This is a genomic window from Streptomyces sp. NPDC055400, from assembly GCF_053644375.1.
Map to the genome: position 1 here is coordinate 305,256 of NZ_JBSHLM010000009.1, position 21,478 is coordinate 326,733.

Consider the following 21,478-nt stretch of genomic DNA (forward strand, 5'->3'; position numbering starts at 1 on the left):
CGTACCGATGCACCTGGCCGTCTACTTGCCGCTGCTGCTGCCCGCGCTGGCCGGCTTGAGCGCGGGCCCACTGGCCCGCCGCCTCGAACCGCGGCTGGCGACATGGCTGCTGACAGCGGCCGGACTGATCCTGGCCGTGTCCAGCACCGTGGTCCTCGCCCTGCTGGCCGTGGCGGGACTGGTGCGTCTCCCGCTGATCGCGGCGATCGAGGGCTACTCCCCTGCGGTGGTCGCCCGCGACGACCCGGCAGCCTGGCCCGCGGCCCTGGCAGGAGCCGTTCTGCTCACGCTCGCCGTCGCGGCCACCGTCCGCCTCACCGTGCGCCGGGCCGGTGCGCTGTGGGCAGCCGCTCTCGAAGCGGCCTGCCTCCCCGGGAGGGAATCGGTCGTCGTCACCGACGACCTGCACGCCGACGCGTACACCATGCCAGGACTGCCCGGCCGGATCGTCATCTCCCACGGCATGCTCGACGCTCTCGACCCCACCGGTCACGACATCATCCTGGCCCATGAACGAGCCCACCTGAACCACCATCACTACGCGTTCGTCACCCTCGCCCAGATCTCAGCCGCCGCCAACCCGCTGCTCCGCCCGCTGGCCGCGTCCGTGGCCTACACCGTCGAGCGGTGGGCCGATGAGTACGCCGCACTCCACACCGGCGACCGGCGCGCAGTCGCCGAAACCGTGGCCAGAGCGGCCGTGGCGACCAAACGAACCCGCGCGCTTCGCCTGCCGTCAGCGGCCCTGGGGGTCCTCGGCCGCAGCCCGGCCCCGGGCGTCATCCCCCGCCGAGTCGCAGCCCTGCTCGAACCTCCCCCGCGCAGACCGGCACACCTCCTCGCCGCGGCCGGAGCTCTGGTGGGAATAAGCAGCGTCTGCGTGCTGGAAGCCGCTCATGACTTGCACGAGTTCCTCGAACTCGCGCACCTACGCTGATGACCGCGCTCCGACGTGGGCGAGCACACCCTGCATGCCCGCGCCCTCACCATCGTGAGCCACGAGACCCAGGGTCCTGAAGTCACGTCATTTCAGCGGCTCTTCGTGTCAGGGCGGAACAGGCGCCGACGAGCGATGAGTTCGACGGTTACGGCGACTGCGATGGCCTGCACGGCCATGAGGGCGATCAGTACGAACAGCTGCACCGCCCCGGCCATCACCGGACTCGCACCGCCCAACAGCATGCCCACGAACGCCCCGGGGAGCGTGACCAGGCCGACCGTACGTGTCTGGTCCAGGCCCGGAAGCAGGGCGTCCGATGCCGCGGGCCGGGCGATCTCCATCCGCGCATCCCGGTCGAGGAAGCCCAGCGCCATCGCCGCCTCGACCTCACCTCGGCGCTGTTCCAGCTCGTCCAGGGCGCGGCGCCCGGAGAGCACCGTCACCGTCAGGGCGCCGCCGATGAGAATGCCGGTGACCGGAACAAGGGCGAGTCCCTTGAGGGGAACCAGTCCCGTGAGCAGCAATGCGGCCACCGTGGGGACGACACCGGCGGCAATGGGCGCGGCGGTCAGCCACCAGGTGCGGTTGGTGGTCAGCCTTCGGCCTGCCGTGCCTACGGCGACGGTGAACATCACGGCCAGGAACGCGACCAGGCCGGCCACCGTGGTGACTGCCCAGGTGATGACCACGGACACCGCGGCGAGCTGAGCCGCCGCGCGCACCCCCGCGACCAGGATCTCCCTCGGCCTGCCGGCCGATGAGTCGGGAGACAGACGAAACCAGTAGGCAACCCCCGCCGCCACCGCGAGAAGCACGATCAGCAGTACGCCGAGCGTGATGTTGACCGGGAGAAGAGATCTTGCGCTCAGCGTCACGTGTCTCACCGTAGATGCCGCGGCCGAGTTCCGGTCTCGACGACCACGTCACGGGGGCGGGGTGGGATCGGGGACGGACTCGATGCGCGTCCGCTGCACGGTCACCACCATCCCGCCCCGGGCGAAACTCACGCGCCTCCCATCGGCCCGCACGGGCTCAGACATGCAGGGTGGGCCGGTAGATGAGTTCTTGGATGTCGCCGTCGAGGGTCCGGTGCTCGATCAGCTCGAGGTCGAAGTCGGCCGCACCCTGGAAGATCGGGGCCAGCCCGGTCTGACCTGTGATCACGGGGAAGAGCGTCACCTGGACGCGGTCGACCAGGCCGGCGGCCATCAGCGCCCGGTTCATCGACAGACTGCCGTGCGAACGCAACGGCACCTTGGACTCCTTCTTGAGCCGAGCGACGACGTCGACGGCGTCGCCGGCGGCGACGTTCGCGTCCGGCCAGTCGAGGGGCCCTTCCAGCGTGGTCGACACCACCGTCGCCGGCAGGTTCCTCATCCGGGTGACCCATGGGTCACGCACCTCGGACTCCTCGGTGCTCGAGGCCAGCATCTGCGCGAACGCCCGATATGTGTTGGCCCCGAAGACCATCCGCTGCTCGTCGTCGTACAGGGCGAGACGGTGCTCGAGGAGCTCGGGGCCTTGCTTGCCCCAGTAGCCGGTCCAGTTTCCACTGGCAGCGCCGAAGCCGTCGAGGCTGGAGAAGACGTCGTATGTGTAGGTGGCGGTCATGATGCTCTCCTCGCGTACGGTTGATCGCGTGTCGGGTATACAGACCGGGGACCGCGGCGGGACTCATCGCCCTCGCACTCCCGGAGTCCGGCCGCCCCCGATTGCCAGTCCCGGGCAGACGTCACCACCTCGACCGAGCGGTGGTTCCTGGCCGATTCCTCCGGCCTATCAACTCCCGCTCATTCGTGCCCAGTTGCACGCTCCCATCACAGGAAGAGAAGCGCCGAGTCCCACGCCGTGACTCAGCTGACTCAGCCCCCCGTCGGCCACGGGCCTGCTCGCCCGGCCTGTCCGCGGAGGCCGGTGGGGTCGACGTCGGTCAGGTCGCAGCTGGCGTCCCACAGCCCCGCCGCGACGGCGGTGTCGGCGAGATGACTCCATACCGCCTCTTGTCGGGGTGCCCCGCGCAGGCTGAACAGGCGCGGCCCCCACAGCTGTCCTCCGCGCACGGCCGGGTCGAGCACCGCTCGGACCGCCGGCCAGGCGCCGGCGTGCTTGCCTTGGACGAGTAGAGCGGCGGGCGCCGCGCACAGCCGCGCGCCGAGGCTTCGCACATGGACCGGCGGCCGTGACGGAGTGAGGGCGTCCAGGGCACCGCCGGGATGGACCACTGCGCTCTCCACCGAACTGCCGAGGGCGCGCAGGCGGCGGTCGAGTTCGAGCCCGAAGTACATCTGGGCCAGCTTGGTTCGTCCGTAGGTGCGTTTGGCCTGGTAGTCCCGCCGGGACTGGAGGTCGTCCAGGTCCAGCCGTTCCGATTTCGCCGCGAAACTACCGACGGTCACGACACGCGCCGCAGGTGCGGCCGACAGCAGCGGCATCAGCAGACCGGTCAGCGCGAAATGCCCGAGGTGATTCGTGCCGAACATGAGTTCATGACCATCCCCTGTCTCGCGACGAGGCGGGTCATCGAGCGCGACGCCCGCATTGTGGACCACCGCGTGCAGAGCACCCACCTCCAGGGATTCCACCGCTGCGCTGAGCGACGACAGGTCAGCGAGGTCCAGCCGGATTGCCCGTACCTGCGCGCCGGGCACGCGAGAGCGGATCGACGTCACGGCGGCTTCGGCTCTCGCCGGGTCCCGACAGCCCAGCACGACCGTCGCTCCCGTCGCTGAAAGCTGCTCCGCGATGAAGTACCCGATACCGGCGTTGCCGCCGGTGACCAAGAAGACGCTGCCCTCCGCGCGCGGCAGCCGGTGAACATCCCAGGGCGGAGTGGAGGACGTGGGCGACATGACGGGAGGCTCCCTGGATCCGGAGGGGCGAGACGGTTGCGGCCGCTCCCGAGGGAGCAGCTCGCCCTCCACAGTTCCAGCGCGAACCGACACATCGCCTACGGATCACCGACCGCCGCGACGGACGCCGACACCCCGCCGACAGACAGGCCCGCCCACATCAATCTGAAGCAGCAGAGTCAAGGGCGACCGCAGTCTCCAGGTGTGTGGCACACCCAAGGTCTCGAACATTGCTCGCCGTTCGATGCGGGCAGCGGTCCGTGAGAGCTTGACACGGCGCGGGTCTGCCGAGGGAGGCGCGTTCCTGATCTACGGTGCTGCCATGGTGCGTGCCGGTGGTCCGCAGACCCATGGACCGGACAGGTCTGTGGCTTCGGGCCGCTCCCTGGCCCCGCTGCTCGCTGTCTGCACGGGCTACTTCATGGTCATCCTGGACGTGACCGTCATCAACGTCGCCGTTCCGGTGATGGGGCGGGAACTGTCGGCGTCGCTGACAGGGATTCAGTGGATCACCAACAGCTACACCCTGATCTTCGCCGGCCTCCTGCTCACCGGCGGCGCGCTCGGAGACCGGTTGGGCAATCGCCGGATCTTCTGCACCGGGGTGGTGGTGTTCACCGTCGCCTCGGCCGGCTGCGGACTGGCCCGGAGCACCGGGACTCTGATCGCCGCCCGGCTGCTGGAAGGCGCCGGCGCGGCACTGATCGTGCCCGCCTCCCTCGCTCTCCTCCAACAGGCGTATCCCTCCCCCGTCGAGCGCTCGCGGGCCTTCGGCCTGTGGGGCTCCATGGCCGGCATCGCCGCCTCGGCCGGCCCCCTCCTGGGCGGCCTCCTCGTCACGACCGTGGGCTGGCGCTGGGTGTTCTTCATCAACCTGCCCGTCGGATGCGTCTGCCTGCTGCTCACGCTGCGCCGCGTGCCCCCTTCGGCCCGGCGCACGGACCGCCCGGTGGACTGGCCGGCCCAGTGCGCGATCATCGCGACGGTGGCCCTGCTGACCGCCGTGCTGAACGAGGCCGGACGACGCGGCTGGACGGACCCACTGATCCTGACCGGGGCCGGCCTGTGCCTGCTGGCGGCAGCCGCGTTCGTCCTGCGGGAGCACCTGGCCCGCACCCCCGTGCTGCCACTGCGGCTGCTGCGCTCCCGGGCGATGAGCGGTGGAGCGATCATCGGCCTGCTGTTCAACTTCGCCTTCTACGGGATGGTCTTCACCGCCAGCCTGTACTTCCAGCATCAGCGCGGCCTGACCGCGCTGCGCACCGGGTTCGCCCTTTTCCCGGCAGTGGCCATGACGATGTTCGCCTCCGTCCTGTCCGGACGGCTGGCACGTCGCACCGGACACCGCCCGCTCGTGGTCTCCGGCTTGCTTCTCGGAGGGGCAGGCCTGGCCGGCTGGGCCGTGGCCGGACCGAACCCCGGCTACGCCCTGCTCGTGGCGCCGATGATGGCGGCGGGCTTCGGTACGTCCTTCGCCCTCACCGGGTCAACGACCACCGTGATGGCGGCCGCCCCTGACAAGTACTCCGGCACCGCCTCCGCCCTGTTCAACACCACCCGCCAGGTCGGCAGTGCCACAGGCGTCGCGCTGGGAGGCTCCCTGCTGGCCGCCACAGGCAACTTCACCAACGGGCTGCGGACCAGCATGGCCATCGGTTCGGCCGCTTACCTGACGGCCGCCACCCTTGCGCTCTTCTGCATCCCCCGGAAGGCACCCGGCCACGCCACCGACTGAATGGCGGCGAGGCGGCGAGCCAGGGCATGGCAGTACGCCGATGAGCCGGCCGGTGTGGAAAAGCGCTCGAGGCCAGACCATGGGAAAGGCGGAACTGTAGGGCTTTCCGTTTGGATCAGGCTGGATCAGGCCGGACCCGGCTGGATCAGAAGTGCGTGGTGGTCCCGAAGGCGCGGCGCAGTTGTGCCATGTCGTGGCGATCGCGTTCCGACGGCTCGTATCCCTGATGGAAATAGACCTGCTGCTCGACGGACAAGCACGGGACGGACATTCCCTTGATGGTGCCGGTCACGAAACACGAGCAGGGATACGTGAAAGGGCGCTGCGGTTCGGGTGATGCCTGCGCTGCTGAGCCGTCGTCGGCAAAGACCAGCGGGTGAAGGTCGATCTCCTGTCCGTCCGCAGCCGCCATGACGAATCTGATGGGCCTCCGATCCACACTCTCCACGAAGCCCGCCTCACCAAGGACCCCCAGCGCGGCGGCTTCCTGGTCTTGTCGGTGCATCAGGTCCAGGTCACGGTGGTCCCGGGTCTGCTCGCCGAGCAGAGCATCGATTCCCCACCCTCCACCGATCCAGACGTCAACGTTCGCCCGCTGCAAACGAGTTAGAACGCACAGCACGTCGTCAGCTGTCATCACCCGACGCAGACTAGAAGCATCCGCCTGTGCCGGCGAACGAATTCCATGTCCCCGCTACGTCGTAGACAGCACCTCCGGCCTCACGCGGCGTGTGCGACCCTCACCCCCGCGGTTGCCGCACTCTCGCTGTGTGGGCGGGTTGGGGAGTAACGCAGTGTGCGGCCCCGGCGCTGACCGGGCCCGCACACCGCGCTCTCAGGAGGCAGACAGTCAGCCGCCACCGCCGCCGTAGCCGCCCCCACCGCCGCCGCCGTAGCCGCCGCCACCGCCGCCGTAGCCGCCGCCACCGCCGCCGTCGCCACCGCCGCCGTAGCCACCGCCACCGCCGCCGTAGCCGCCACCGCCGCCGTAGTCACCGCCGCCGTAGCCACCGCCGCCGTAGCCGCCGTAGCCACCTCCGCCGTAACCGCCGTAACCGCCGTAGCCGCCGTAGCCGCCGTAGCCACCACGGCCGTAGTCGTTGTAGCCACCGCGACCGTAGTCGTTGTAGCCACGGCGACCGTAGTCGTTGTAGCTGTAGTTGTAGTAGCCGCGGTTGTAGCCACCGTATCGGTGGTGACCGTAGTAGCGGCAGTCGTTGTACTTCCAGTTCCAGTTCCAGCCCCAGCCGCGGTTGTAGCAGTCGCTGTAGCCGGAGTTGTGGTGGTTCGAGCCCGTGTTGGCCGAGGCCGTCCCCGCTGTGCCGATCGCGGCGCCACCCGCCATCAGAACTCCGGTGGCGGTCACCGCGAAGAGGCGCTTCACGCGAAGTGCTCGCATGAGAATTTTCTCCCTTCCATCGTCTCGCGCACCCGAACGCGAGATGGATGGCCGCGCACGCAAGAAACATCAGGGCGCGCGGTCGAAATGTCACCGCTCTGGAAATTGAAAGACACGCCGTGGCCGCCGGCCGTGTGTCGGCCGTGTGCGGCTCTACGCGCGAACCCCGCAGCAGCAGTCGAGCTGTCCACCGCGAGAAGACTTCGCCGATGTGGCGCGTCCCGGGTTGCGGTCTCAGTGATAAACGCTACTCCCAATCCGCTCCACGTCATCTTGAGCGGCCACTCATCTCGGCACCGAACCCGTTCGACGGGCTCGACCGGCGCCTCACGGCGGGCAAATCCCCTGGTGGCACAGCCTTCGCAGCACTCACCCGATGTTCCGGCCGCCACAGCGGCACAGCCTCACGCCTGCGGACCTGAAGCGGTTGAACTGCGCCACCGGTCCAACCGTTGCCGCCTCCTCGGAGCCCGGGGCACCCCTTCCCTTGCAGACCCTGCCCGACAGCAGTGACTCAGGAGGTACACGCGCTGCCAGTCAGTCACCAAACCCCGCGTCAGGCGTAGCCACGTGTCGTCACCGGCCGTGGCGACGCCGACTGCGGGGGCGGCGATGGCGGTGTAGCGCGCGGTGAGTACTTCCTCGTCCAGGCCAAAGGTGTCTGCCTGGCTGCCGGAGTCGGCGGCATTCTGCTGGGCGGGTGTGTGGGCGGCCGGGTGTGTGGGCGGCCGGTGTCCGGGTGTGTGGGCCGTCGGTGTGGCCGGTGTGCGGCAAAACTTCTGCCGCGGCACGAGCTCAGGAGCAGGGGCCGCCCGGCTCGAAGTCGTCGCCGACGCCTTTGCTGCCGCTGTCGCGCTGGTGGCCGCGGCGGGCGTCGCGGTCGAAGATGCCCAGGATCTCGCAGGGGCCACCCTCGGCGCCGATGGCGTGCGGGAGCATGGTGGGGAACTCCGCGGCCTGGTTGGTCTCGACGCGGAACCTGCGGTGGCCCAGCATGAGGACCGCGGTGCCGGACAGGACGACGAGCCATTCCCGGCCGGGGTGCGCACGCATGCGTGCGGGGTTGTCCGGCGGTGGTTCGGTCATCCGCTGGCGCACGACGCTCATGCCGGGGTCGCCCTTGACGGGCCAGCGCATCATGCTGTGGGCCGCGTCGATCATGGGGCTCGTGATGACGTCGTCGGAGGCGTTCTCCACGAGCTGGTCGAGAGATGTGTCGAGAGCGCGGGCGAGGGTGACCAGCTGGTCCAGGGCGAGGCGGCGCCGGCCGTTCTCGATGCGGGAGAGCGTTGACTGGCTGACGTCGGCGCGGGTGGCCAGTTCCTCCAGGGACCAGCCCTGTGCCACGCGCAGGGCGCGGATCCGTTTGCGTACGAGGCTGTCCAGCTCGCCATCATTTTGCGTCATAGGCAACATCGTATGCCCGTGATGCAAGTGAGGGTTACGTTCGCTGACGAGGTGACCCGGAAGGGCTGGGCCACGCCCGAGCGAAAGGAGGACGGCGGAATCGCCGGGGTGCGTCCGGCCGACGGCACGCTCGTGACTCGCCGCATCCTCGCGGTCGCCACCCGGATGCAGGCCGGCACGGCTCAGGTGCGCGCCTCCGCCGCGGCAGGTGCCCTGGGAGGCGCCCACATCGACGCTCACCCGGCCACCTACACCCACCTACACCGAGGCGGCCTTCACCGCAACGCAGGGCGACATCGCCATCACCGCCTGATGCCCGGGCCCATGCCGGCCCTGCGCACACCGAAAGACGCGCGCGGCTGCCGCGTCCCGCCCCCCTCTCCCTCGGCGACCCACCATGCTCCGGCCCCCTCCCCAGACCCCGTACGCCCCGTACGCCCTTTTGAGAGGAATCCATGAGTACGAACCGGCCCCCCAGGTGGCAGCCCCTGACGGGAGCGGCACCGCCCGTGACCGCGGTGCGCCCGATGCACGTCAGCTGCGCGCGATCCTGATCGCCGTCCCGATCGCGCTGATGGCCGTCATCGCCTCCGTGGCCGGGCTGAACGTCGCCCAGACCCCGCCCTGTTCGTCTACGTCCTAGCCCGCGGCCCGAAGTCGACAGCGCAGGTCGCAGCGTCGGCGAACGAGAAGGGGGCCACCTCGGAGACCATTCTCGCGTGACGCCCGCGCCCAACCAGGCGCGGAATTCCGCCTGATGACATGGCGTCAGGCGCTGTCGCACGACGGCGCCCGACGTCTGCCCGACCGTTTCTGTCTACGTCCAAAGCGACTGGCAGCGCACCTGCCGCTCGCACGCCCATCGCGCTGCCGCAGACCCGCCGACCACAGCACCGATGCGGGACTCCGCCCGAGGCCTGTGTGAGCATGGCGTGCGCATCAGTTTCGAGCGCCGGAGGGGCTTTGATGGACACCCACGACTTGGACCATTTGCGACGGTGCGTCGAGCTGGCGGCCGAAGCTCTGGAAGCCGGGGACGAGCCCTTCGGCTCGGTACTTGTGGACGGTGCCGGAGTCGTCCGCGCCGAGGACCGCAACCGGGTCGCCGACGGCGACGCCACGTGCCACCCCGAGTTCGAACTCGCCCGCTGGGCGGCCGCGAACCTCTCACCTCAGGAACGGGCCGCCGCCACCGTCTACACCTCTGGTGAGCACTGCCCGATGTGCTCGGCCGCACATGCCTGGGTCGGGCTGGGTCGCATCGTGTACGTGGCCTCTGCGGCCCAGTTGTCCGGGTGGCTCGCCGATTGGGGCCGCCCCCAGGCGCCCGTGCGCAGCCTGACCATCCAGGAGGTCGCTCCCTCGGTCGAGGTCGAGGGCCCTGTCGATGAACTCGTTCCCGCGGTCAACGAGTTGCACCGGCGCCTGGCACAACGGGCATGGAACGCCTGACCGACCGCACCTGCCCTCTCAGCCGCCTGGCCGGCCCGGGCCCGTCGCACCACCCGGCGTAACCGGACTCCGCCGCGACGAGCACCGCACGCTCCGGGCCAACGGCTCTGGGTGCGGTTTCCCGGCCGGTCCGGGCGGCTGATGTCCAACAGAAGGGTCAATCGGCGGGCGGCAGCGACAGCCACTCCTGCCAGGTGATGTCCCGGCCCAGACAACGAGGCTGCCGGAAGGGCCAGTCGGCGGCGATCCACTCGGGTACCAGGGCGTCGAGCGCGCGCTCCGCCTCGCTGCCGACGAGGTCGTCCACCACCCACCAGGAGATCTCGCCGTCGGAGCCGGTGCGCTCGGGTGGATCGACGTAGACGCAGCCGAGGACCGCTGTCTCTTCCTCGTCCAGCAACGCGTAGTTGAAGGACTGGTGCGCGGCTATCTCCTTCTCGTGGCGCAGTAGGTCGATGCGGTCCTCTTCGTAGGTCATCGTCTTCTTGGGCCATCCCCAGGCCGGACCGAAGATCTCCCACAGCCGCTCCTGAGAGCCCATGACGGCCGGGTAGTCGAGCGCGGTGTCCGACTCGCGGATCGGCCGCAGGTGCAGCGCGGTGTGGGGCACGGGCACATGGACGGGGTGAACGAAGTCATCCGGGAGCCAGGTCATGAGAGGGAGGCTACAACCGGCCGACGCTCAGGCGGTCCACATGGCGCAGCTGCGCCCGCTCCACCAGACATGTCCGCCATCCGGCACACAATCCACAATCCACCAGTCCCTCGAAGCCCTCATCCCGACCGTGGTGCGGTGATCCGCTTCTCGAACCAATGGTGGGCGTAGGGCTCGTCGTTGAAGGCGGCGACCTCCTGGAAGCCGCAGGAGTGGTACAGGCCGATCGCGGCGGCGAGCGCCTTGTTGGTGTCCAGGCGCAGTACGTCGCAGCCGTGCCGGGCGGCCCGCGCCTCCAGCTCGGCCAGGAACCGGCGGCCGAGACCGAGGCCCCGGGTGCGGGGGTCGACCCACATGCGTTTGATCTCGGCCGGGGCGCCGGGCGGCAGCTTCAGACCGGCGCAGCCGACAGGCTCGCCGTGGAGCCGGGCGACCAGGAACAGGCCGTTCGGTGGGCGGAGTTCACCCGCGTCGGGCAGCAGGCTCCGCCCGGGATCGAATCCGGTCTCGAAGCGTTCCTGCATTTCCGCGAAGTAGGACCGCAGGCAGTGCTGGGCGTCCGGGCGTTCCGGATCAACCGCGTCCACCGTGACCGTCGCGGCCGTCAGCAACCGGTCGACCTCGGCCATGGCGGCGACGAGGCGGGCGCGCTGGCCGGCGTTGAGCGGCTCCAGGAGAGAGCCGGCCAACTCGTCGCTACGCCGGTCGAGCACGGCGAATTCCGCACGGCCTGCATCAGTGAGACGTACGGTGCGCACGCGCCTGTCCTCGGGCTGCGGCTCCACCGTCACGAGGCCGTCCGTCTCCAAGGAGCGCAGCAGCCGACTGACGTAGCCGGAGTCGAGCCCGAGGCGCTCGCGCAGCCGCCGTACGTCCCGGCCCTGCAGGCCGATCTCCCAGAGCAGCCGCACCTCGGCGACGGGCCGGTCGAGGCCCAGGTAGTGGTCGTGCAGCACGCCCACACGTTCCGTGACCGTGCGGTTGAACCGTCGCACCCCGTCGATCTGCGTCGCATCCATATCTCTGACTTTAGTCAGAGAATCCCGATCGCTGCCCCCGGACACGGATCCGTTGACGCGCCGGCGCTACGGGATCTTCCCCGCGATCGCCTCCGCCGCGGGCCGGCATCTCATGCCCGAGATCGGCGCATACAGCGCCTCGCGCGCTGCCCGTTGCCCGCCGCCGCATCTGCGCGGCGATCCGCCACCGCCGCCCGGTCAGCGGCCCTCCCGCGCCCGTTGCCGCAGCTCCGCCTTCTGCGCTGGGCTCAGCCGCTCTCCGGCCAGCACCCGGGACAGCTGCAGCAGGCGGCGGCGCAGGGCTGTGCGGCCGGGCTGCACAGCCAGCTGCCGGTAGGTCGCGTCCCACTCCCGCTGTGTCTCTACGAGGTCCTCGGTGATCGTGTTCCGCATACCATCAATTAGATCGCATGTTCGATTTCTTATGCAAGCGGTGCGGGGAGCGCCGATCGCAGACGTGCTCGTCATCAAAGCTGGCGGCGGGCGAACCGGCAGGCGCGGCCGCCTGCGGATGTTGCGGGGCACGGCAGCCTCGGCCGCGGCCTTCAGCGGAACTGCTCGGCCAGTCCGACGATGACGCCCTCGGGGCCGCGGACGTAGCAGAGCCGATAGGTGTCCTCGTACTGCTCCAGCTCGCCGACGAGTTCCGCGCCATGGGTCCGCAGGCGGGCGATGACGTCCTCGACGTCGTCGACGGCGAGCATGACGCGACGCATGCCCAGCGTGTTCGCCGGCGCGTCCTTCGGCTCGGGGGTGATGGCCTGCGGCCTGTGGAACTTCGCCAGTTCCACTCGACCGTGACCGTCCGGGACCCCCAGCATGGCGATGTCCTGTCGGACATCGTCGAGCCCGATGACCCGTTCCGCCCAACGGCCCTCGAGCGGCCCCTTGCCCTCCAGCTCCATGCCCAGTTCGACGAAGAACTCGATCACCGCGTCAAGATCGTCGACGACGATGAGGACATTGTCCATCCGCTGGATCGCCATGCTGGGCCTCCTTCGCGCGGTACGGCCACGGTGGCCGCATCTGTCCCTGGGACGGAGCTGACAGGCCCTTATCGACACCCGCTGTGCGAGGGGCGCGGCGGAGCGGTCGTGCCGGATGCCGACCCTGCCGCTGAGAAGGCCAGGCCGAACGGCCCTTGCGGAACGACCGCTTCCTTCTACGCTCGGCACATGACCGAAAGCGAGATCGAGCTCAAGGCCATCGCGGCGCTCACGGCCCTACGCGGTGGTGTCGGCGCAGACTACGTATCCGACCTGCTCGGCGAGGTCATTCCGACTCAATTCCTCGTCCCCGACACCGAAGATGCGGCAGAGGTGGGTCTTGCCGTGCTGAACCAGCTCTCCGAACCACTGAGCGCCCTGATCAAGGGCTTCGTCCTGGCTTTCGAGACGGTCGCGGACGCGTACGACCAGACAGACCCCGAGACGTCCACCGAGGCCATCCTGCAGGCGCTCGCGCTAGGGATCGCACGCAATTCCGGCTGACGGGCCGCGATCAGTATCGGCCCCACCCCATCGCGACGGAGCCGTGCCCAGCGGCGGATGCGGTCCCGCTCGTGGTCGCCCTGCCGCGTTCGCGCGCCCGGCAACAGGGCCGCGCTGGTTCAGCGCTGGATGGTGACAGCCATCTGCGGCAGCACACGGCCGGCAATGGAACCAGAGGGGACGTTTCCCGTGCGTATTGCACCCATCGCACGATAGAAGGGCTCCGCATTCGGGTCCGCCTCGATCGTGAGCCGGGCGAACCCCAGCTCTCGTCCGGCAGCGATGGTGTACTCGAACAGCAGGCGGCCGATTCCCTGGCCAATGACCTGCGGATCTACGAACATCATGCCCAGAACGCCTGTGGGCGGCTCTCCCTCAAGAGTCGTGAAGCCCAGGATGTGACCGTCTCTGTCAGCCACCGTGGCGCGCCTGCGTACGACCTCACCCGCGTCAACGGTGAGCTCGTCTTTGCACGCGGCCAGGAATCCGGCGTCATAGCCCCAATGCGCCTTGGACCGCAGGGCCAGGTCACTGAGTATCTCGGCTTCCTTCACCCGCGCGGGCCTGATCAGCACACTCATCCACGTCTCCCCGTCAGATGCAGGTCCGTCGATCTTCGCACCCTGCGGTCGTGCGGGAGAAGTACGCGATGGCCTGCGGCCGGACGGGACAAGCGTTCACCGCGCCGTTGCTGCTCCCTCGGCCCGGCCCTTACGGCCGCACTCGGCATCCGAGCACGCACACCCTCGATCGGCTGTCGCCGCCCCCGGGGGAATCGAGCCCGACCGGCCATCGTCAAGGTGCAGGAGTGAATGAGCGTTGGTTAGCTGATAAGGGCTGCGTCGCAAGCCCGTAGTGCAAGTGATCATGAGCGCTTCGAGCGGGTCCAGCGACCGCGTCCCGCACATGCGCTACGCCTCCGCGCGAGTCCGGAACGCCGCCCTCACGATGGATCCGATCGCGCGGCCGGCGCGCAAGCCCAGACGACGAAAGGGACAGAAATGGCGGGCACAGATCTGGGGAGCCTGTTGGGATCCCTGCTGGGAAGAGGCACCTCCAGCGGCACGGGGAACATGCTCAGTACCTTGCTCAGTTCCGTCGGCAGCGACAGCAGCGGCAGCTCGATCGACGGGCTGCTCAGCCAGCTCAAGGACGGCGGTCTGGGCGCAAAGTCCGAGTCATGGATCAGCGACGCAGAGAATGACCCGGTCAGCGGCGCGGAGATCGCCCAGGCGCTACCTCCGGGCCTGCTCGCGGCAGCCGCTCAGGCAGGTGGGCTCAGCGAGATCGAAGCCGCGGACCAAATCGCCGAAACGCTGCCCGTGGCGGTCGACAAATTGACTCCCGAGGGGAAGGTCCCCGAGGGCTCCATCGAGGAAGTGATCGCACAACAGCTGTGAAGCTCCGCTGTGTGCAACGCGTCGCTCCGCAGATCGTGTGCCGAGTCCGCGCGCCGACCCTCCGCAGCGTCTGCCCCTCCCTCATGGCGTGACCCGTGTCCCGGCCGAGCGGATCAGCGGCGCCGACAGCGCTCGGCGACGCGAGCTTCCACCGCGGATGGATCTTCCACCACGCGGGGCCCAACCGCGCCGGCGTCCCGCGCCGTGTCATGACGGTGATCTACCTGGACGCCGACATCCGCGTCGCCGAGCCCACGAACGACCACCAGGCCGCCGACCGCGGCTGGATGCCCGGCACCGGGATCGGCCAGGTCCCGGACACGCCCCTCAACCCCGTGCTGTACGACGCGCGCCGCTGACGGCACCGCGCCCTTGGCCACATACATCACCGGCCGCCGCCACTGCCCGGCACCTGGTATCTTGCCCCGGCACCCACCCCGACCTTAGGCTGAATGCGCTTTCAGGAACGACGGCGGGCAGCCGGGCACGCCAAGTGCCGGGCGAAGGGGCGAGGCGAGACAGCAAGATGACCACTCCCACGGTGTACGACGTCGCTGAAAAGGCGGGCGTCTCCATCGCGACCGTGTCGCGCGTCTACCGCAACCCCGACGCGGTCCGGGCGGAGACCCGCGAGAAGGTCCTGGCCGCCGCGCGCGAGCTCGGCTACGTGCCGAGCGGCAGCGCCCGCGGGCTCGCCAGCCGGGCGACCGGCGTGCTGGGACTCTGCTTCCCCGACTTCCACGACACCGAGGCGGAGCACGCGCCGGGCGCCGAGGACGCCGAGCTGGTGCTCTACTCGGACCAGGTCATCCGCGGCATGGAGCGCGCGGCGCGGCGCCATGGCTACGCGCTGCTGATCTCGGCCGCGCACGCCGACCAGGCCGGCCGGCAACTCGCCGAGGTGGCGGGGCGCGTGGACGGCCTGGCCGTACTTGCGCAGGCCCTGACCGAAGAGGACCTCGACGTCGTGGGGCGCCGACAGCCGGTCGTCCTGCTGGCCGGCGAACGGCACACCGGCTACGACCACGTCGAAGTGGCCAACTTCGACGGCCAGTTGGAGCTGACACGGCATCTGATCGTCGACCACGGGCTGCGCCGTCTCGCCTTCGCCGGCGGCCCGGCCGACTCACCGGACGGCGAGGCGCGCTTCCGCGGCTTTCAGGCCGCCCACCTGGAGGCCGGACTGCCGTTGCCGAAGGCGCCCGACACCAGAGGGGACCTCACCCAGGCCGCGGGCCGCAAGGCGGCGCTGGAGCTGCTCGACAGGGACGAGGCCCTGCCCGACGGGCTGGTGTTCGCCAACGACCAGATGGCGGTCGGCGCGCTGCACGCCCTGGAGGCGCGCGGGGTCGCCGTCCCGGACGACATCGCCGTGACCGGCTTCGACGGGATCCCGCTGAGTCGTCTGGTGCGGCCGACGCTGACGACCGTACGGCAGCCGACCGGCCACCTGGGCGAGGTGGCGGTGGAGCTGCTGATCGCCCGGCTCCACGAGCGCGACCGGGCGGCTGAAGTGCGCGTGCTGCCGGTGGCGGTGACCCGTCGGGCGAGCTGCGGATGCGCGCAGGAAAGCACCGTTTGAGGGCGTGTAACAGCCCTTTGTCAGCTGCGTGTTCGCGGATGTCCGCACGTTTACGGAAGCGTTACCTCCAGACCTCTTGAGTCGGTCCGCCTCGTACTACAAGGTCATGTATGCGCTTACGTACAGCGCTTACATGAATGTGTTGGAGGGCCCCATGACACGCACCAAGTCCGTCAGCGTCGCCGCGACCGTGGTGATGACGGCGCTCGCCCTGACCTCCTGCGGGAGCGGTGGGGGCGCGCAGGTGGCAGCGGACAAGAAGCAGACGCTCACGGTGTGGGCCATGGGCGAGGAGGGCACCCGCCTCAAGGCGGTCACCGACGAGTTCACCAAGCAGCACCCGAACATCACCGTCAAGGTGACCCCGGTGGGCTGGGACGTCGTGCACCAGAAGCTGGTGTCGGCCATCGCCGGCAAGAAGCTGCCGGACGTGGCACAGATGGGCTCCACGATGATGGGTGAATTCATCGCCCTGGACGCCCTGGAGCCGGTGGACGCCAAGACGTTCAAGAAGTCCGACTTCTTCCCCGCCACCTGGGACAGCAATGTCAAGGACGGGACCGCGTACGGCGTTCCCTGGTACGCCGACACCCGCGCGCTCTACTACCGCACCGACCTCGCCGAGAAGGCGGGGATCGACAAGGCCCCCACCACGTGGAAGGAGCAGCAGTCCCTCGCCGCCGCCTACAGGAAGGCGGGCGCCGAGTGGGGTACGGACCTGCAGCCCAGCAGCTCGGGCGCCTGGCAGAGCTGGGTGCAGTACCTGTACTCGGCGGGCGGTGAGCTGATCGGCAAGGACGGCAAGCCGGCCCTCGACTCCCCCGAGGCGGTACGGGCGTTCACCGAGTGGGCGAGCTACTTCAGGAAGGGGCTCGCCAAGAAGACCTTCACACCCGGGTACGACGTCACCAAGGACTTCGCCTCGGGGAAGCGGCCGATGTTCCAGTCCGGCCCCTGGATGGTGCGCAACATCGCCGACCAGCAGCCGCAGCTCAAGGACAAGTACAAGGTCGTGCCCGTCCCCGCGGACAAGACCTCGACCTCCTGGGTCGGCGGCGCCTCCCTGGTCACGTTCAAGGACAGCGCGCACAAGGCGGCGGCCGAGGAGCTGACCAAGTTCCTCATCACGCCGAAGACGCAGGCCAAGTGGTACGAGGCGGACAAGGCACTGCCGGCCGTCAAGGCCGCCTGGGACGAGCCCGCCCTCCAGAACGGCGGCGAGTCGCTCGCCACCTTCAAGTCCTCGCTCGACACGGCGAAGGCGATTCCGCCGCTGGAGAAGTGGAACGAGTTCGCCGCGGCCGTCGAGGGCGCCCTGGCGAAGATCTCGCAGGGCGCGGACCCGGCGGCGACCGCGAAGGCGCTGCAGAAGACCGCCGAGGGGCTGGTGGACTGACCCCATGAGCACCACCACCGCACAGGCCGGTGCGCCGGGTGCCGGACAGGACGCAGTGGTGTCGAAGGCTCAGGCTGACGGCACCGGGCCCGGCCGGCGCCGTCGGGACCGGCTGTCCCGCCACCATCTCGCCGGCTGGCTGTTCTCCACACCGTTCCTGGTGCTGTTCCTCACCTTCATGGCGTTCCCGATCGTGGCCACGCTGTTGATGAGCTTCACCGACTTCGGTCTGCGCAATGTCACTGATCCGCTGTCGGCGCAGTTCGTGGGCCTGGACAACTACACGAAGCTGTTCCAGGACGACAAGTTTGTCAAGGCACTGTTCAACACCGGGTACTTCGTGGTCCTCGGCGTGCCGCTCACCATCGGCAGCGGCCTGGCGGCCGCGGTGCTGCTCAACTCGGGCATCGACCGGCTGCGCACCTTCTTCCGTGTCGGCTTCTACGCGCCGGTCGTCACAGCCATCGTGGCCGTCGCCGTCATCTGGCGCTTCGTCCTCGACCCCAGCGAGGGCCTGATCGCGGGCCTCGGCCACCAACTCGGCATCCAGACGCCGGACTTCCTCGGCTCCGAGACACTCGCGATGCCCTCCCTGATCATGATGGCTGTCTGGCGCAACATGGGCTCGGCCATGGTGCTCTTCCTCGCCGGTCTGCAGGCCATTCCGACGGAGGTGCGGGAGGCCGCGCGGATCGACGGCGCGGGGATCTTCCAGGAGTTCCGCAGGATCACGGTGCCACTGCTGCGGCCCACCATGCTCTACGTCGCCGTCATGACCACGATCGGCTTCCTCAATGTCTTCGAGGAGCCGTTCGTGATGACCGACGGCGGCCCGTCGGACAGCACCCTGACGATCTCGCTGCACATGTACCGCGAGGGCTTCGACTTCTTCCACATGGGCTACGCCAGCGCCATGGCGTACGTCCTGTTCGTGATCGTCCTCGCGATCACGACACTCCAGCTCCGCCTCCTCAAGGACAAGACCTCATGAGCACGACCGAGACCCGGGCCCCGCTCGCGGCCCCGGCGAGCAAGGCACGGCGGGACCCGGCGGCCCGGGCCCGGCGGACACTCGTCTACGTCCTGCTCACCGTCGGGCTGATCGTGACGGTCGCGCCGTTCCTGTGGATGGCGCTGTCGTCCTTCAAGACACAGCGGGAGCTGGGCGCGAGCCCGCCGGTGTGGTGGCCGACCGAGTGGACCCTGGACAACTTCCGGGAACTGCTCGACCGGATGGACGTGGGGCAGGCGTTGTTCAACTCCCTCCTCGTGGCCGTGTTCGTGACCGTCTGCAATCTGCTGTTCTGCTCGATGCTCGGCTACGCCCTGGCGAAGCTGAACTTCGCGGGGAAGCGGCCGATCTTCGCTGTCGTGCTCGGCGCCCTGATGGTGCCCGGCAACCTGATGCTGCTGCCCATGTTCGTGATGATGAGCGCGATGGGGCTGATCGACAGTTACGCCGCGCTGATCCTGCCGTTCGCGGCTGGGGCCTTCGGCGTCTTCCTCATGCGGCAGTTCATCCAGGCCATCCCGGACGAGCTGCTCGAGGCGGCGCGGATGGACGGCGCCCGCGAGTGGTACATCTTCTGGCGGATCGTGCTGCCGCTGGTCAAGCCGGCCCTGGCAACGCTGTCGATCTTCGTGTTCCTCGGTTCCTGGAACAACTTCCTGTGGCCGCTGGTCGCCACCAACGACCCGGGCAAGTACACGCTCCCGGTCGCACTCGCCACCTTCGCCACGGACCCGACCCAGGCCGACGGTTCCAACGGCGTCCTGATGGCAGGCGCCTTCCTCGTGGTGCTGCCGGTGCTGCTCGTCTTCGTCCTGCTCCAGCGCTTCTTCACCCAGGGCATCGCCACCGCCGGGCTGAAGTAGCCCTTCCCGCCGGCCGGTTCCCGTCCCGGGCCACGGGGACGGGAACCGGCGAATCCGTACGCCATGAATGTATGCGCATCCATTCGAGAGGCGGACCACTATGCCACCGAGGAACGCCGCACCACACGCCCTGGACCGGCCCGCGGCCATGGCCGTCTCCCTGCCACCGCCCGCCGCACTGCGCTCCGAAGACGGGACCGGTCATGTGTTCCTGACGTGGGAGCCGGTGCCGGGGGCCCGTGGTTACCTCGTGCACCGCTCACCGTTCGCGGAGGGCCCCTACGAGCCCCTGACCAGGCAGTCCCTCCCCCGCCCTCCGTACGCCGACACCCGGGCCGAACCCGGTCGCGGCTACTGGTACAAGGTCGCGGCCCTGACCGACGACGGCCCCGGACCGCTCACCCCGACGCCCGTCCCCGGGTGCGTCAAGGCCCGGGGCATCGCCCTCGCGACCGTGACGGTCACGGTCGACGCCACCGGCGCCGTACCGCCGCACGTCACCGGCGACGGCGCCCAGGCCCTGGTCAACGCCGTGGCGAGGCGCACGGACGACGGCTCGCACGTGTACGTCATGGTGTGGAACACGGCCGCCGACCGCCCAGGTATGGCGTCGGGTTCGCCGGCCCTGGACCGCACGGCCGTTGTACGGGTGACCGGCCTCGCTCCCCACACCTCGTACGCCGTCTCACTGCACCGCGCGGACACCACCGACGCCGCAACGGCCCGCGACGCACTCAACGGCACGCTCCCCCACGAACAGCTCCCCCCGCTCACGACAGCACCGGACGGCGCCGCGTCCCTGTCGCTCGACGTCCCGCTGCCGGGCCTGCGCTCGCTCCACCTGTCCCGCATCTGACCACGCCCCCACCTCAAAGGAGAGACCGGGATGAAACGGCGTACCTTCCTCGCCACCGCAGCGGGCGCGTCCACCGCCCTCGCCCTCGGCGCCGACGGCACGGCCGCCGGAGCCGGTACCGACGCCCTGCTGCGCCGCTGGTTCCACGACACGTACCGCTCCATCGAGGCCCTGACCACGGACTTCGGTCTGGCCGCGGACACCATGGACGTCACCGCGAGCACACTCACGCCGTCCGTCAACACCTCACCTACCAACATCGGTTGCGGCCTGTGGACGACGGTCGCGGCCGGCGGACTCGGAGTCATCGACGCCACGACGATGCACCGCCGCCTCGCCCGCACCGTAACCGCCGTGGAGCGGCTGGAGCGCGCCCACGGTTTCTGGTTCAACTGGTACGACGCCTACACCGGCGAGACCCTCACGACCTGGCCGGGCAGCGGCGACCCGGTAGACCCGTTCCTGTCGTCCGTCGACAACGCGTGGCTGGTCACGGGCCTGAGGATCGCCGCCGACGCCGACGCGGAGCTGCGCCCGCGCGTGGCGCGGCTGCTCGCGGACGCCGACTGGTCGTTCTACTACACGCCGTACGACGCCGCGGACCCGGAGGCCAACCCCGGCCAGCTGCACGGCGGCTACTCCACGGCCACCGGGTCCTTCACCCCCCACTGGTACGGCGCGCTCAACACCGAGCCGCGCATGGCGAGTTACCTCGGCATCGCCGACGGCTCGCTGCCCGGTGAGCACTACTGGCACACCTTCCGCACCCTGGAGCCCGGCGCCGATCAGGAACAACAGCCCGAAGGCGAGTGGGTGACGGTCGACGGTGTGCGACTGTGGCGCGGCCACTACACATACCGGGGCCGCAAGATCGTCCCCTCCTGGGGCGGGTCGATGTTCGAGGCGCTGATGGTGCCGCTGTTCGTACCGGAAGCGGCGTGGTCGCCCGGCGCGTGGGGGCTCAACCACCGGCGCTACGTGCGCAGTCAGATCGAGCACGGGACGGTCGAGGAGGCGTACGGCTACTGGGGCTTCTCCCCTGCCGACGTCCCGGCGGGCGGCTATGCCACGTACGGCGTGGACGCCATCGGCATGGCGGTCGACGGCTACACCTCCGGGGGCGTGGTCACTCCGCACGCATCCTTCCTCGCGATGCCGTTCGCACGCGATGAGGCGGTCACCAACCTGCTGCGCATCGCCCGGGACTTCGGAGCGTACGAGGACGGCCTGGGCTTCCGCGACTCGGTCGACGTGAACACGGGCCGGGTCAGTGACCACATGCTCGCGCTGGACCAGGGAATGATCGCGGCGGCGCTCGCCCAGGTGCTCGAGCCCGGACTCCTGCAACGCCCGTTCCGCGGCGGAGGGTTCGCCCGGCGCGTACGGCCACTGCTGGCGAGGGAGAACTTCGGGATATGACAGG

Annotated in this window: 24 protein-coding genes; 13 read left to right on the top strand and 11 right to left on the bottom strand. The window is 69.5% G+C overall.

All coding sequences use genetic code 11. The annotated features are described in order from the left end of the window. Positions 1-7: 7 nt before the first annotated feature. On the top strand, positions 8-937 hold the full coding sequence (locus ACWIGU_RS24860) for a M56 family metallopeptidase (RefSeq protein WP_454403901.1): 930 nt from the start codon (positions 8-10) through the stop codon (positions 935-937). 92 nt (positions 938-1,029) lie between these two features. On the opposite strand, the gene ACWIGU_RS24865 is transcribed toward ACWIGU_RS24860, so the two are convergent. From ACWIGU_RS24865 to ACWIGU_RS24875, 3 genes are all read right to left on the bottom strand, one after another. Then, positions 1,030-1,815: an ABC transporter permease gene (locus tag ACWIGU_RS24865; protein WP_454403902.1), complete on the bottom strand. Its 786-nt coding sequence runs from the start codon at positions 1,813-1,815 to the stop codon at positions 1,030-1,032. 157 nt (positions 1,816-1,972) lie between these two features. Then, a complete protein-coding gene (locus tag ACWIGU_RS24870; RefSeq protein ID WP_454403903.1) occupies positions 1,973-2,551 on the bottom strand; it encodes a dihydrofolate reductase family protein in 579 nt (192 codons plus the stop codon). 251 nt (positions 2,552-2,802) lie between these two features. After that, the gene (locus tag ACWIGU_RS24875) at positions 2,803-3,789 is read right to left on the bottom strand and encodes an SDR family NAD(P)-dependent oxidoreductase (RefSeq protein WP_454403904.1); all 987 of its coding nucleotides are present in this window, start codon (positions 3,787-3,789) and stop codon (positions 2,803-2,805) included. Positions 3,790-4,111: 322 nt separating this feature from the next. Here ACWIGU_RS24875 and ACWIGU_RS24880 point away from each other — a divergent pair, with 322 nt between their 5' ends. Beyond that, positions 4,112-5,524, top strand: coding sequence for an MFS transporter (locus tag ACWIGU_RS24880; protein WP_454403905.1), 1,413 nt, complete (start codon positions 4,112-4,114; stop codon positions 5,522-5,524). A gap of 145 nt (positions 5,525-5,669) precedes the next feature. Here the strand turns inward: ACWIGU_RS24880 and ACWIGU_RS24885 are convergent, their stop codons facing one another. The 3 genes from ACWIGU_RS24885 to ACWIGU_RS24895 form a co-directional block, all read right to left on the bottom strand. Then, on the bottom strand, positions 5,670-6,161 hold the full coding sequence (locus ACWIGU_RS24885) for a nucleotidyltransferase domain-containing protein (RefSeq protein ID WP_454403906.1): 492 nt from the start codon (positions 6,159-6,161) through the stop codon (positions 5,670-5,672). Positions 6,162-6,374: 213 nt separating this feature from the next. Continuing rightward, on the bottom strand, positions 6,375-6,923 hold the full coding sequence (locus ACWIGU_RS24890) for a hypothetical protein (protein ID WP_454403907.1): 549 nt from the start codon (positions 6,921-6,923) through the stop codon (positions 6,375-6,377). 795 nt (positions 6,924-7,718) lie between these two features. Further along, positions 7,719-8,339: a helix-turn-helix domain-containing protein gene (locus ACWIGU_RS24895; protein ID WP_454403908.1), complete on the bottom strand. Its 621-nt coding sequence runs from the start codon at positions 8,337-8,339 to the stop codon at positions 7,719-7,721. A 469-nt stretch (positions 8,340-8,808) separates the two neighbouring features. On the opposite strand from ACWIGU_RS24895, the gene ACWIGU_RS24900 reads away from it, so the two are divergent. Beyond that, positions 8,809-8,973: a hypothetical protein gene (locus ACWIGU_RS24900; RefSeq protein ID WP_454403909.1), complete on the top strand. Its 165-nt coding sequence runs from the start codon at positions 8,809-8,811 to the stop codon at positions 8,971-8,973. Between the two features lie 323 nt (positions 8,974-9,296). Continuing rightward, entirely contained in the window at positions 9,297-9,782 is a 486-nt protein-coding gene (locus ACWIGU_RS24905) for a nucleoside deaminase (RefSeq protein WP_356289043.1), read from the top strand. A gap of 157 nt (positions 9,783-9,939) precedes the next feature. Here the strand turns inward: ACWIGU_RS24905 and ACWIGU_RS24910 are convergent, their stop codons facing one another. The 4 genes from ACWIGU_RS24910 to ACWIGU_RS24925 all read right to left on the bottom strand — a co-directional run bounded on the left by ACWIGU_RS24910 (position 9,940) and on the right by ACWIGU_RS24925 (position 12,442). Then, positions 9,940-10,437, bottom strand: coding sequence for a GNAT family N-acetyltransferase (locus ACWIGU_RS24910; RefSeq protein ID WP_454403910.1), 498 nt, complete (start codon positions 10,435-10,437; stop codon positions 9,940-9,942). A gap of 119 nt (positions 10,438-10,556) precedes the next feature. Beyond that, the gene (locus ACWIGU_RS24915; RefSeq protein WP_454403911.1) at positions 10,557-11,456 is read right to left on the bottom strand and encodes a bifunctional helix-turn-helix transcriptional regulator/GNAT family N-acetyltransferase; all 900 of its coding nucleotides are present in this window, start codon (positions 11,454-11,456) and stop codon (positions 10,557-10,559) included. A gap of 198 nt (positions 11,457-11,654) precedes the next feature. Then, positions 11,655-11,849 carry a hypothetical protein gene (locus ACWIGU_RS24920; RefSeq protein WP_454403912.1) on the bottom strand — a complete coding sequence of 65 codons (195 nt, stop codon included), beginning with the start codon at positions 11,847-11,849 and terminating at the stop codon, positions 11,655-11,657. Between the two features lie 152 nt (positions 11,850-12,001). Beyond that, positions 12,002-12,442: a VOC family protein gene (locus ACWIGU_RS24925; protein WP_454403913.1), complete on the bottom strand. Its 441-nt coding sequence runs from the start codon at positions 12,440-12,442 to the stop codon at positions 12,002-12,004. Between the two features lie 189 nt (positions 12,443-12,631). Here ACWIGU_RS24925 and ACWIGU_RS24930 point away from each other — a divergent pair, with 189 nt between their 5' ends. Beyond that, positions 12,632-12,946, top strand: a complete 315-nt coding sequence (locus ACWIGU_RS24930; protein ID WP_454403914.1) for a hypothetical protein — start codon at positions 12,632-12,634, stop codon at positions 12,944-12,946. A 119-nt stretch (positions 12,947-13,065) separates the two neighbouring features. On the opposite strand, the gene ACWIGU_RS24935 is transcribed toward ACWIGU_RS24930, so the two are convergent. Beyond that, complete coding sequence (locus ACWIGU_RS24935) at positions 13,066-13,527, bottom strand: GNAT family N-acetyltransferase (RefSeq protein ID WP_454403915.1); 462 nt, start codon at positions 13,525-13,527, stop codon at positions 13,066-13,068. Between the two features lie 249 nt (positions 13,528-13,776). Here ACWIGU_RS24935 and ACWIGU_RS24940 point away from each other — a divergent pair, with 249 nt between their 5' ends. From ACWIGU_RS24940 to ACWIGU_RS24975, 8 genes are all read left to right on the top strand, one after another. After that, positions 13,777-14,346, top strand: a complete 570-nt coding sequence (locus tag ACWIGU_RS24940; protein WP_454404022.1) for a YidB family protein — start codon at positions 13,777-13,779, stop codon at positions 14,344-14,346. A 95-nt stretch (positions 14,347-14,441) separates the two neighbouring features. After that, positions 14,442-14,705: a hypothetical protein gene (locus tag ACWIGU_RS24945; RefSeq protein ID WP_454403916.1), complete on the top strand. Its 264-nt coding sequence runs from the start codon at positions 14,442-14,444 to the stop codon at positions 14,703-14,705. 167 nt (positions 14,706-14,872) lie between these two features. After that, positions 14,873-15,928 carry a LacI family DNA-binding transcriptional regulator gene (locus tag ACWIGU_RS24950; protein ID WP_454403917.1) on the top strand — a complete coding sequence of 352 codons (1,056 nt, stop codon included), beginning with the start codon at positions 14,873-14,875 and terminating at the stop codon, positions 15,926-15,928. Between the two features lie 154 nt (positions 15,929-16,082). Beyond that, a complete protein-coding gene (locus ACWIGU_RS24955; RefSeq protein WP_454403918.1) occupies positions 16,083-17,324 on the top strand; it encodes an extracellular solute-binding protein in 1,242 nt (413 codons plus the stop codon). Positions 17,325-17,328: 4 nt separating this feature from the next. Continuing rightward, entirely contained in the window at positions 17,329-18,315 is a 987-nt protein-coding gene (locus ACWIGU_RS24960; protein ID WP_454403919.1) for a carbohydrate ABC transporter permease, read from the top strand. Next, positions 18,312-19,199 (top strand): carbohydrate ABC transporter permease, encoded by an 888-nt coding sequence (locus ACWIGU_RS24965; RefSeq protein WP_454403920.1) that lies wholly within the window; start codon positions 18,312-18,314, stop codon positions 19,197-19,199. The genes ACWIGU_RS24960 and ACWIGU_RS24965 overlap by 4 nt, the downstream gene beginning before the upstream one ends. Before the next feature lie 100 nt (positions 19,200-19,299). Beyond that, positions 19,300-20,055 carry a hypothetical protein gene (locus ACWIGU_RS24970; protein ID WP_454403921.1) on the top strand — a complete coding sequence of 252 codons (756 nt, stop codon included), beginning with the start codon at positions 19,300-19,302 and terminating at the stop codon, positions 20,053-20,055. A 30-nt stretch (positions 20,056-20,085) separates the two neighbouring features. Next, on the top strand, positions 20,086-21,474 hold the full coding sequence (locus ACWIGU_RS24975; RefSeq protein WP_454403922.1) for a glucoamylase family protein: 1,389 nt from the start codon (positions 20,086-20,088) through the stop codon (positions 21,472-21,474). Positions 21,475-21,478: the final 4 nt, after the last annotated feature.

What these genes read in the sequence shown, in the direction of transcription:
- ACWIGU_RS24860 (WP_454403901.1), top strand. Translation starts at nt 8, where the DNA reads ATGCACCTGGCCGTCTACTTGCCGCTGCTGCTGCCCGCGCTGGCCGGC.
- ACWIGU_RS24870 (WP_454403903.1), bottom strand. Translation starts at nt 2,551, where the DNA reads ATGACCGCCACCTACACATACGACGTCTTCTCCAGCCTCGACGGCTTC.
- ACWIGU_RS24875 (WP_454403904.1), bottom strand. Translation starts at nt 3,789, where the DNA reads ATGTCGCCCACGTCCTCCACTCCGCCCTGGGATGTTCACCGGCTGCCG.
- ACWIGU_RS24880 (WP_454403905.1), top strand. Translation starts at nt 4,112, where the DNA reads ATGGTGCGTGCCGGTGGTCCGCAGACCCATGGACCGGACAGGTCTGTG.
- ACWIGU_RS24885 (WP_454403906.1), bottom strand. Translation starts at nt 6,161, where the DNA reads ATGACAGCTGACGACGTGCTGTGCGTTCTAACTCGTTTGCAGCGGGCG.
- ACWIGU_RS24890 (WP_454403907.1), bottom strand. Translation starts at nt 6,923, where the DNA reads ATGCGAGCACTTCGCGTGAAGCGCCTCTTCGCGGTGACCGCCACCGGA.
- ACWIGU_RS24895 (WP_454403908.1), bottom strand. Translation starts at nt 8,339, where the DNA reads ATGTTGCCTATGACGCAAAATGATGGCGAGCTGGACAGCCTCGTACGC.
- ACWIGU_RS24905 (WP_356289043.1), top strand. Translation starts at nt 9,297, where the DNA reads ATGGACACCCACGACTTGGACCATTTGCGACGGTGCGTCGAGCTGGCG.
- ACWIGU_RS24910 (WP_454403910.1), bottom strand. Translation starts at nt 10,437, where the DNA reads ATGACCTGGCTCCCGGATGACTTCGTTCACCCCGTCCATGTGCCCGTG.
- ACWIGU_RS24915 (WP_454403911.1), bottom strand. Translation starts at nt 11,456, where the DNA reads ATGGATGCGACGCAGATCGACGGGGTGCGACGGTTCAACCGCACGGTC.
- ACWIGU_RS24920 (WP_454403912.1), bottom strand. Translation starts at nt 11,849, where the DNA reads ATGCGGAACACGATCACCGAGGACCTCGTAGAGACACAGCGGGAGTGG.
- ACWIGU_RS24925 (WP_454403913.1), bottom strand. Translation starts at nt 12,442, where the DNA reads ATGGCGATCCAGCGGATGGACAATGTCCTCATCGTCGTCGACGATCTT.
- ACWIGU_RS24930 (WP_454403914.1), top strand. Translation starts at nt 12,632, where the DNA reads ATGACCGAAAGCGAGATCGAGCTCAAGGCCATCGCGGCGCTCACGGCC.
- ACWIGU_RS24935 (WP_454403915.1), bottom strand. Translation starts at nt 13,527, where the DNA reads ATGAGTGTGCTGATCAGGCCCGCGCGGGTGAAGGAAGCCGAGATACTC.
- ACWIGU_RS24950 (WP_454403917.1), top strand. Translation starts at nt 14,873, where the DNA reads ATGACCACTCCCACGGTGTACGACGTCGCTGAAAAGGCGGGCGTCTCC.
- ACWIGU_RS24955 (WP_454403918.1), top strand. Translation starts at nt 16,083, where the DNA reads ATGACACGCACCAAGTCCGTCAGCGTCGCCGCGACCGTGGTGATGACG.
- ACWIGU_RS24960 (WP_454403919.1), top strand. Translation starts at nt 17,329, where the DNA reads ATGAGCACCACCACCGCACAGGCCGGTGCGCCGGGTGCCGGACAGGAC.
- ACWIGU_RS24965 (WP_454403920.1), top strand. Translation starts at nt 18,312, where the DNA reads ATGAGCACGACCGAGACCCGGGCCCCGCTCGCGGCCCCGGCGAGCAAG.
- ACWIGU_RS24970 (WP_454403921.1), top strand. Translation starts at nt 19,300, where the DNA reads ATGCCACCGAGGAACGCCGCACCACACGCCCTGGACCGGCCCGCGGCC.
- ACWIGU_RS24975 (WP_454403922.1), top strand. Translation starts at nt 20,086, where the DNA reads ATGAAACGGCGTACCTTCCTCGCCACCGCAGCGGGCGCGTCCACCGCC.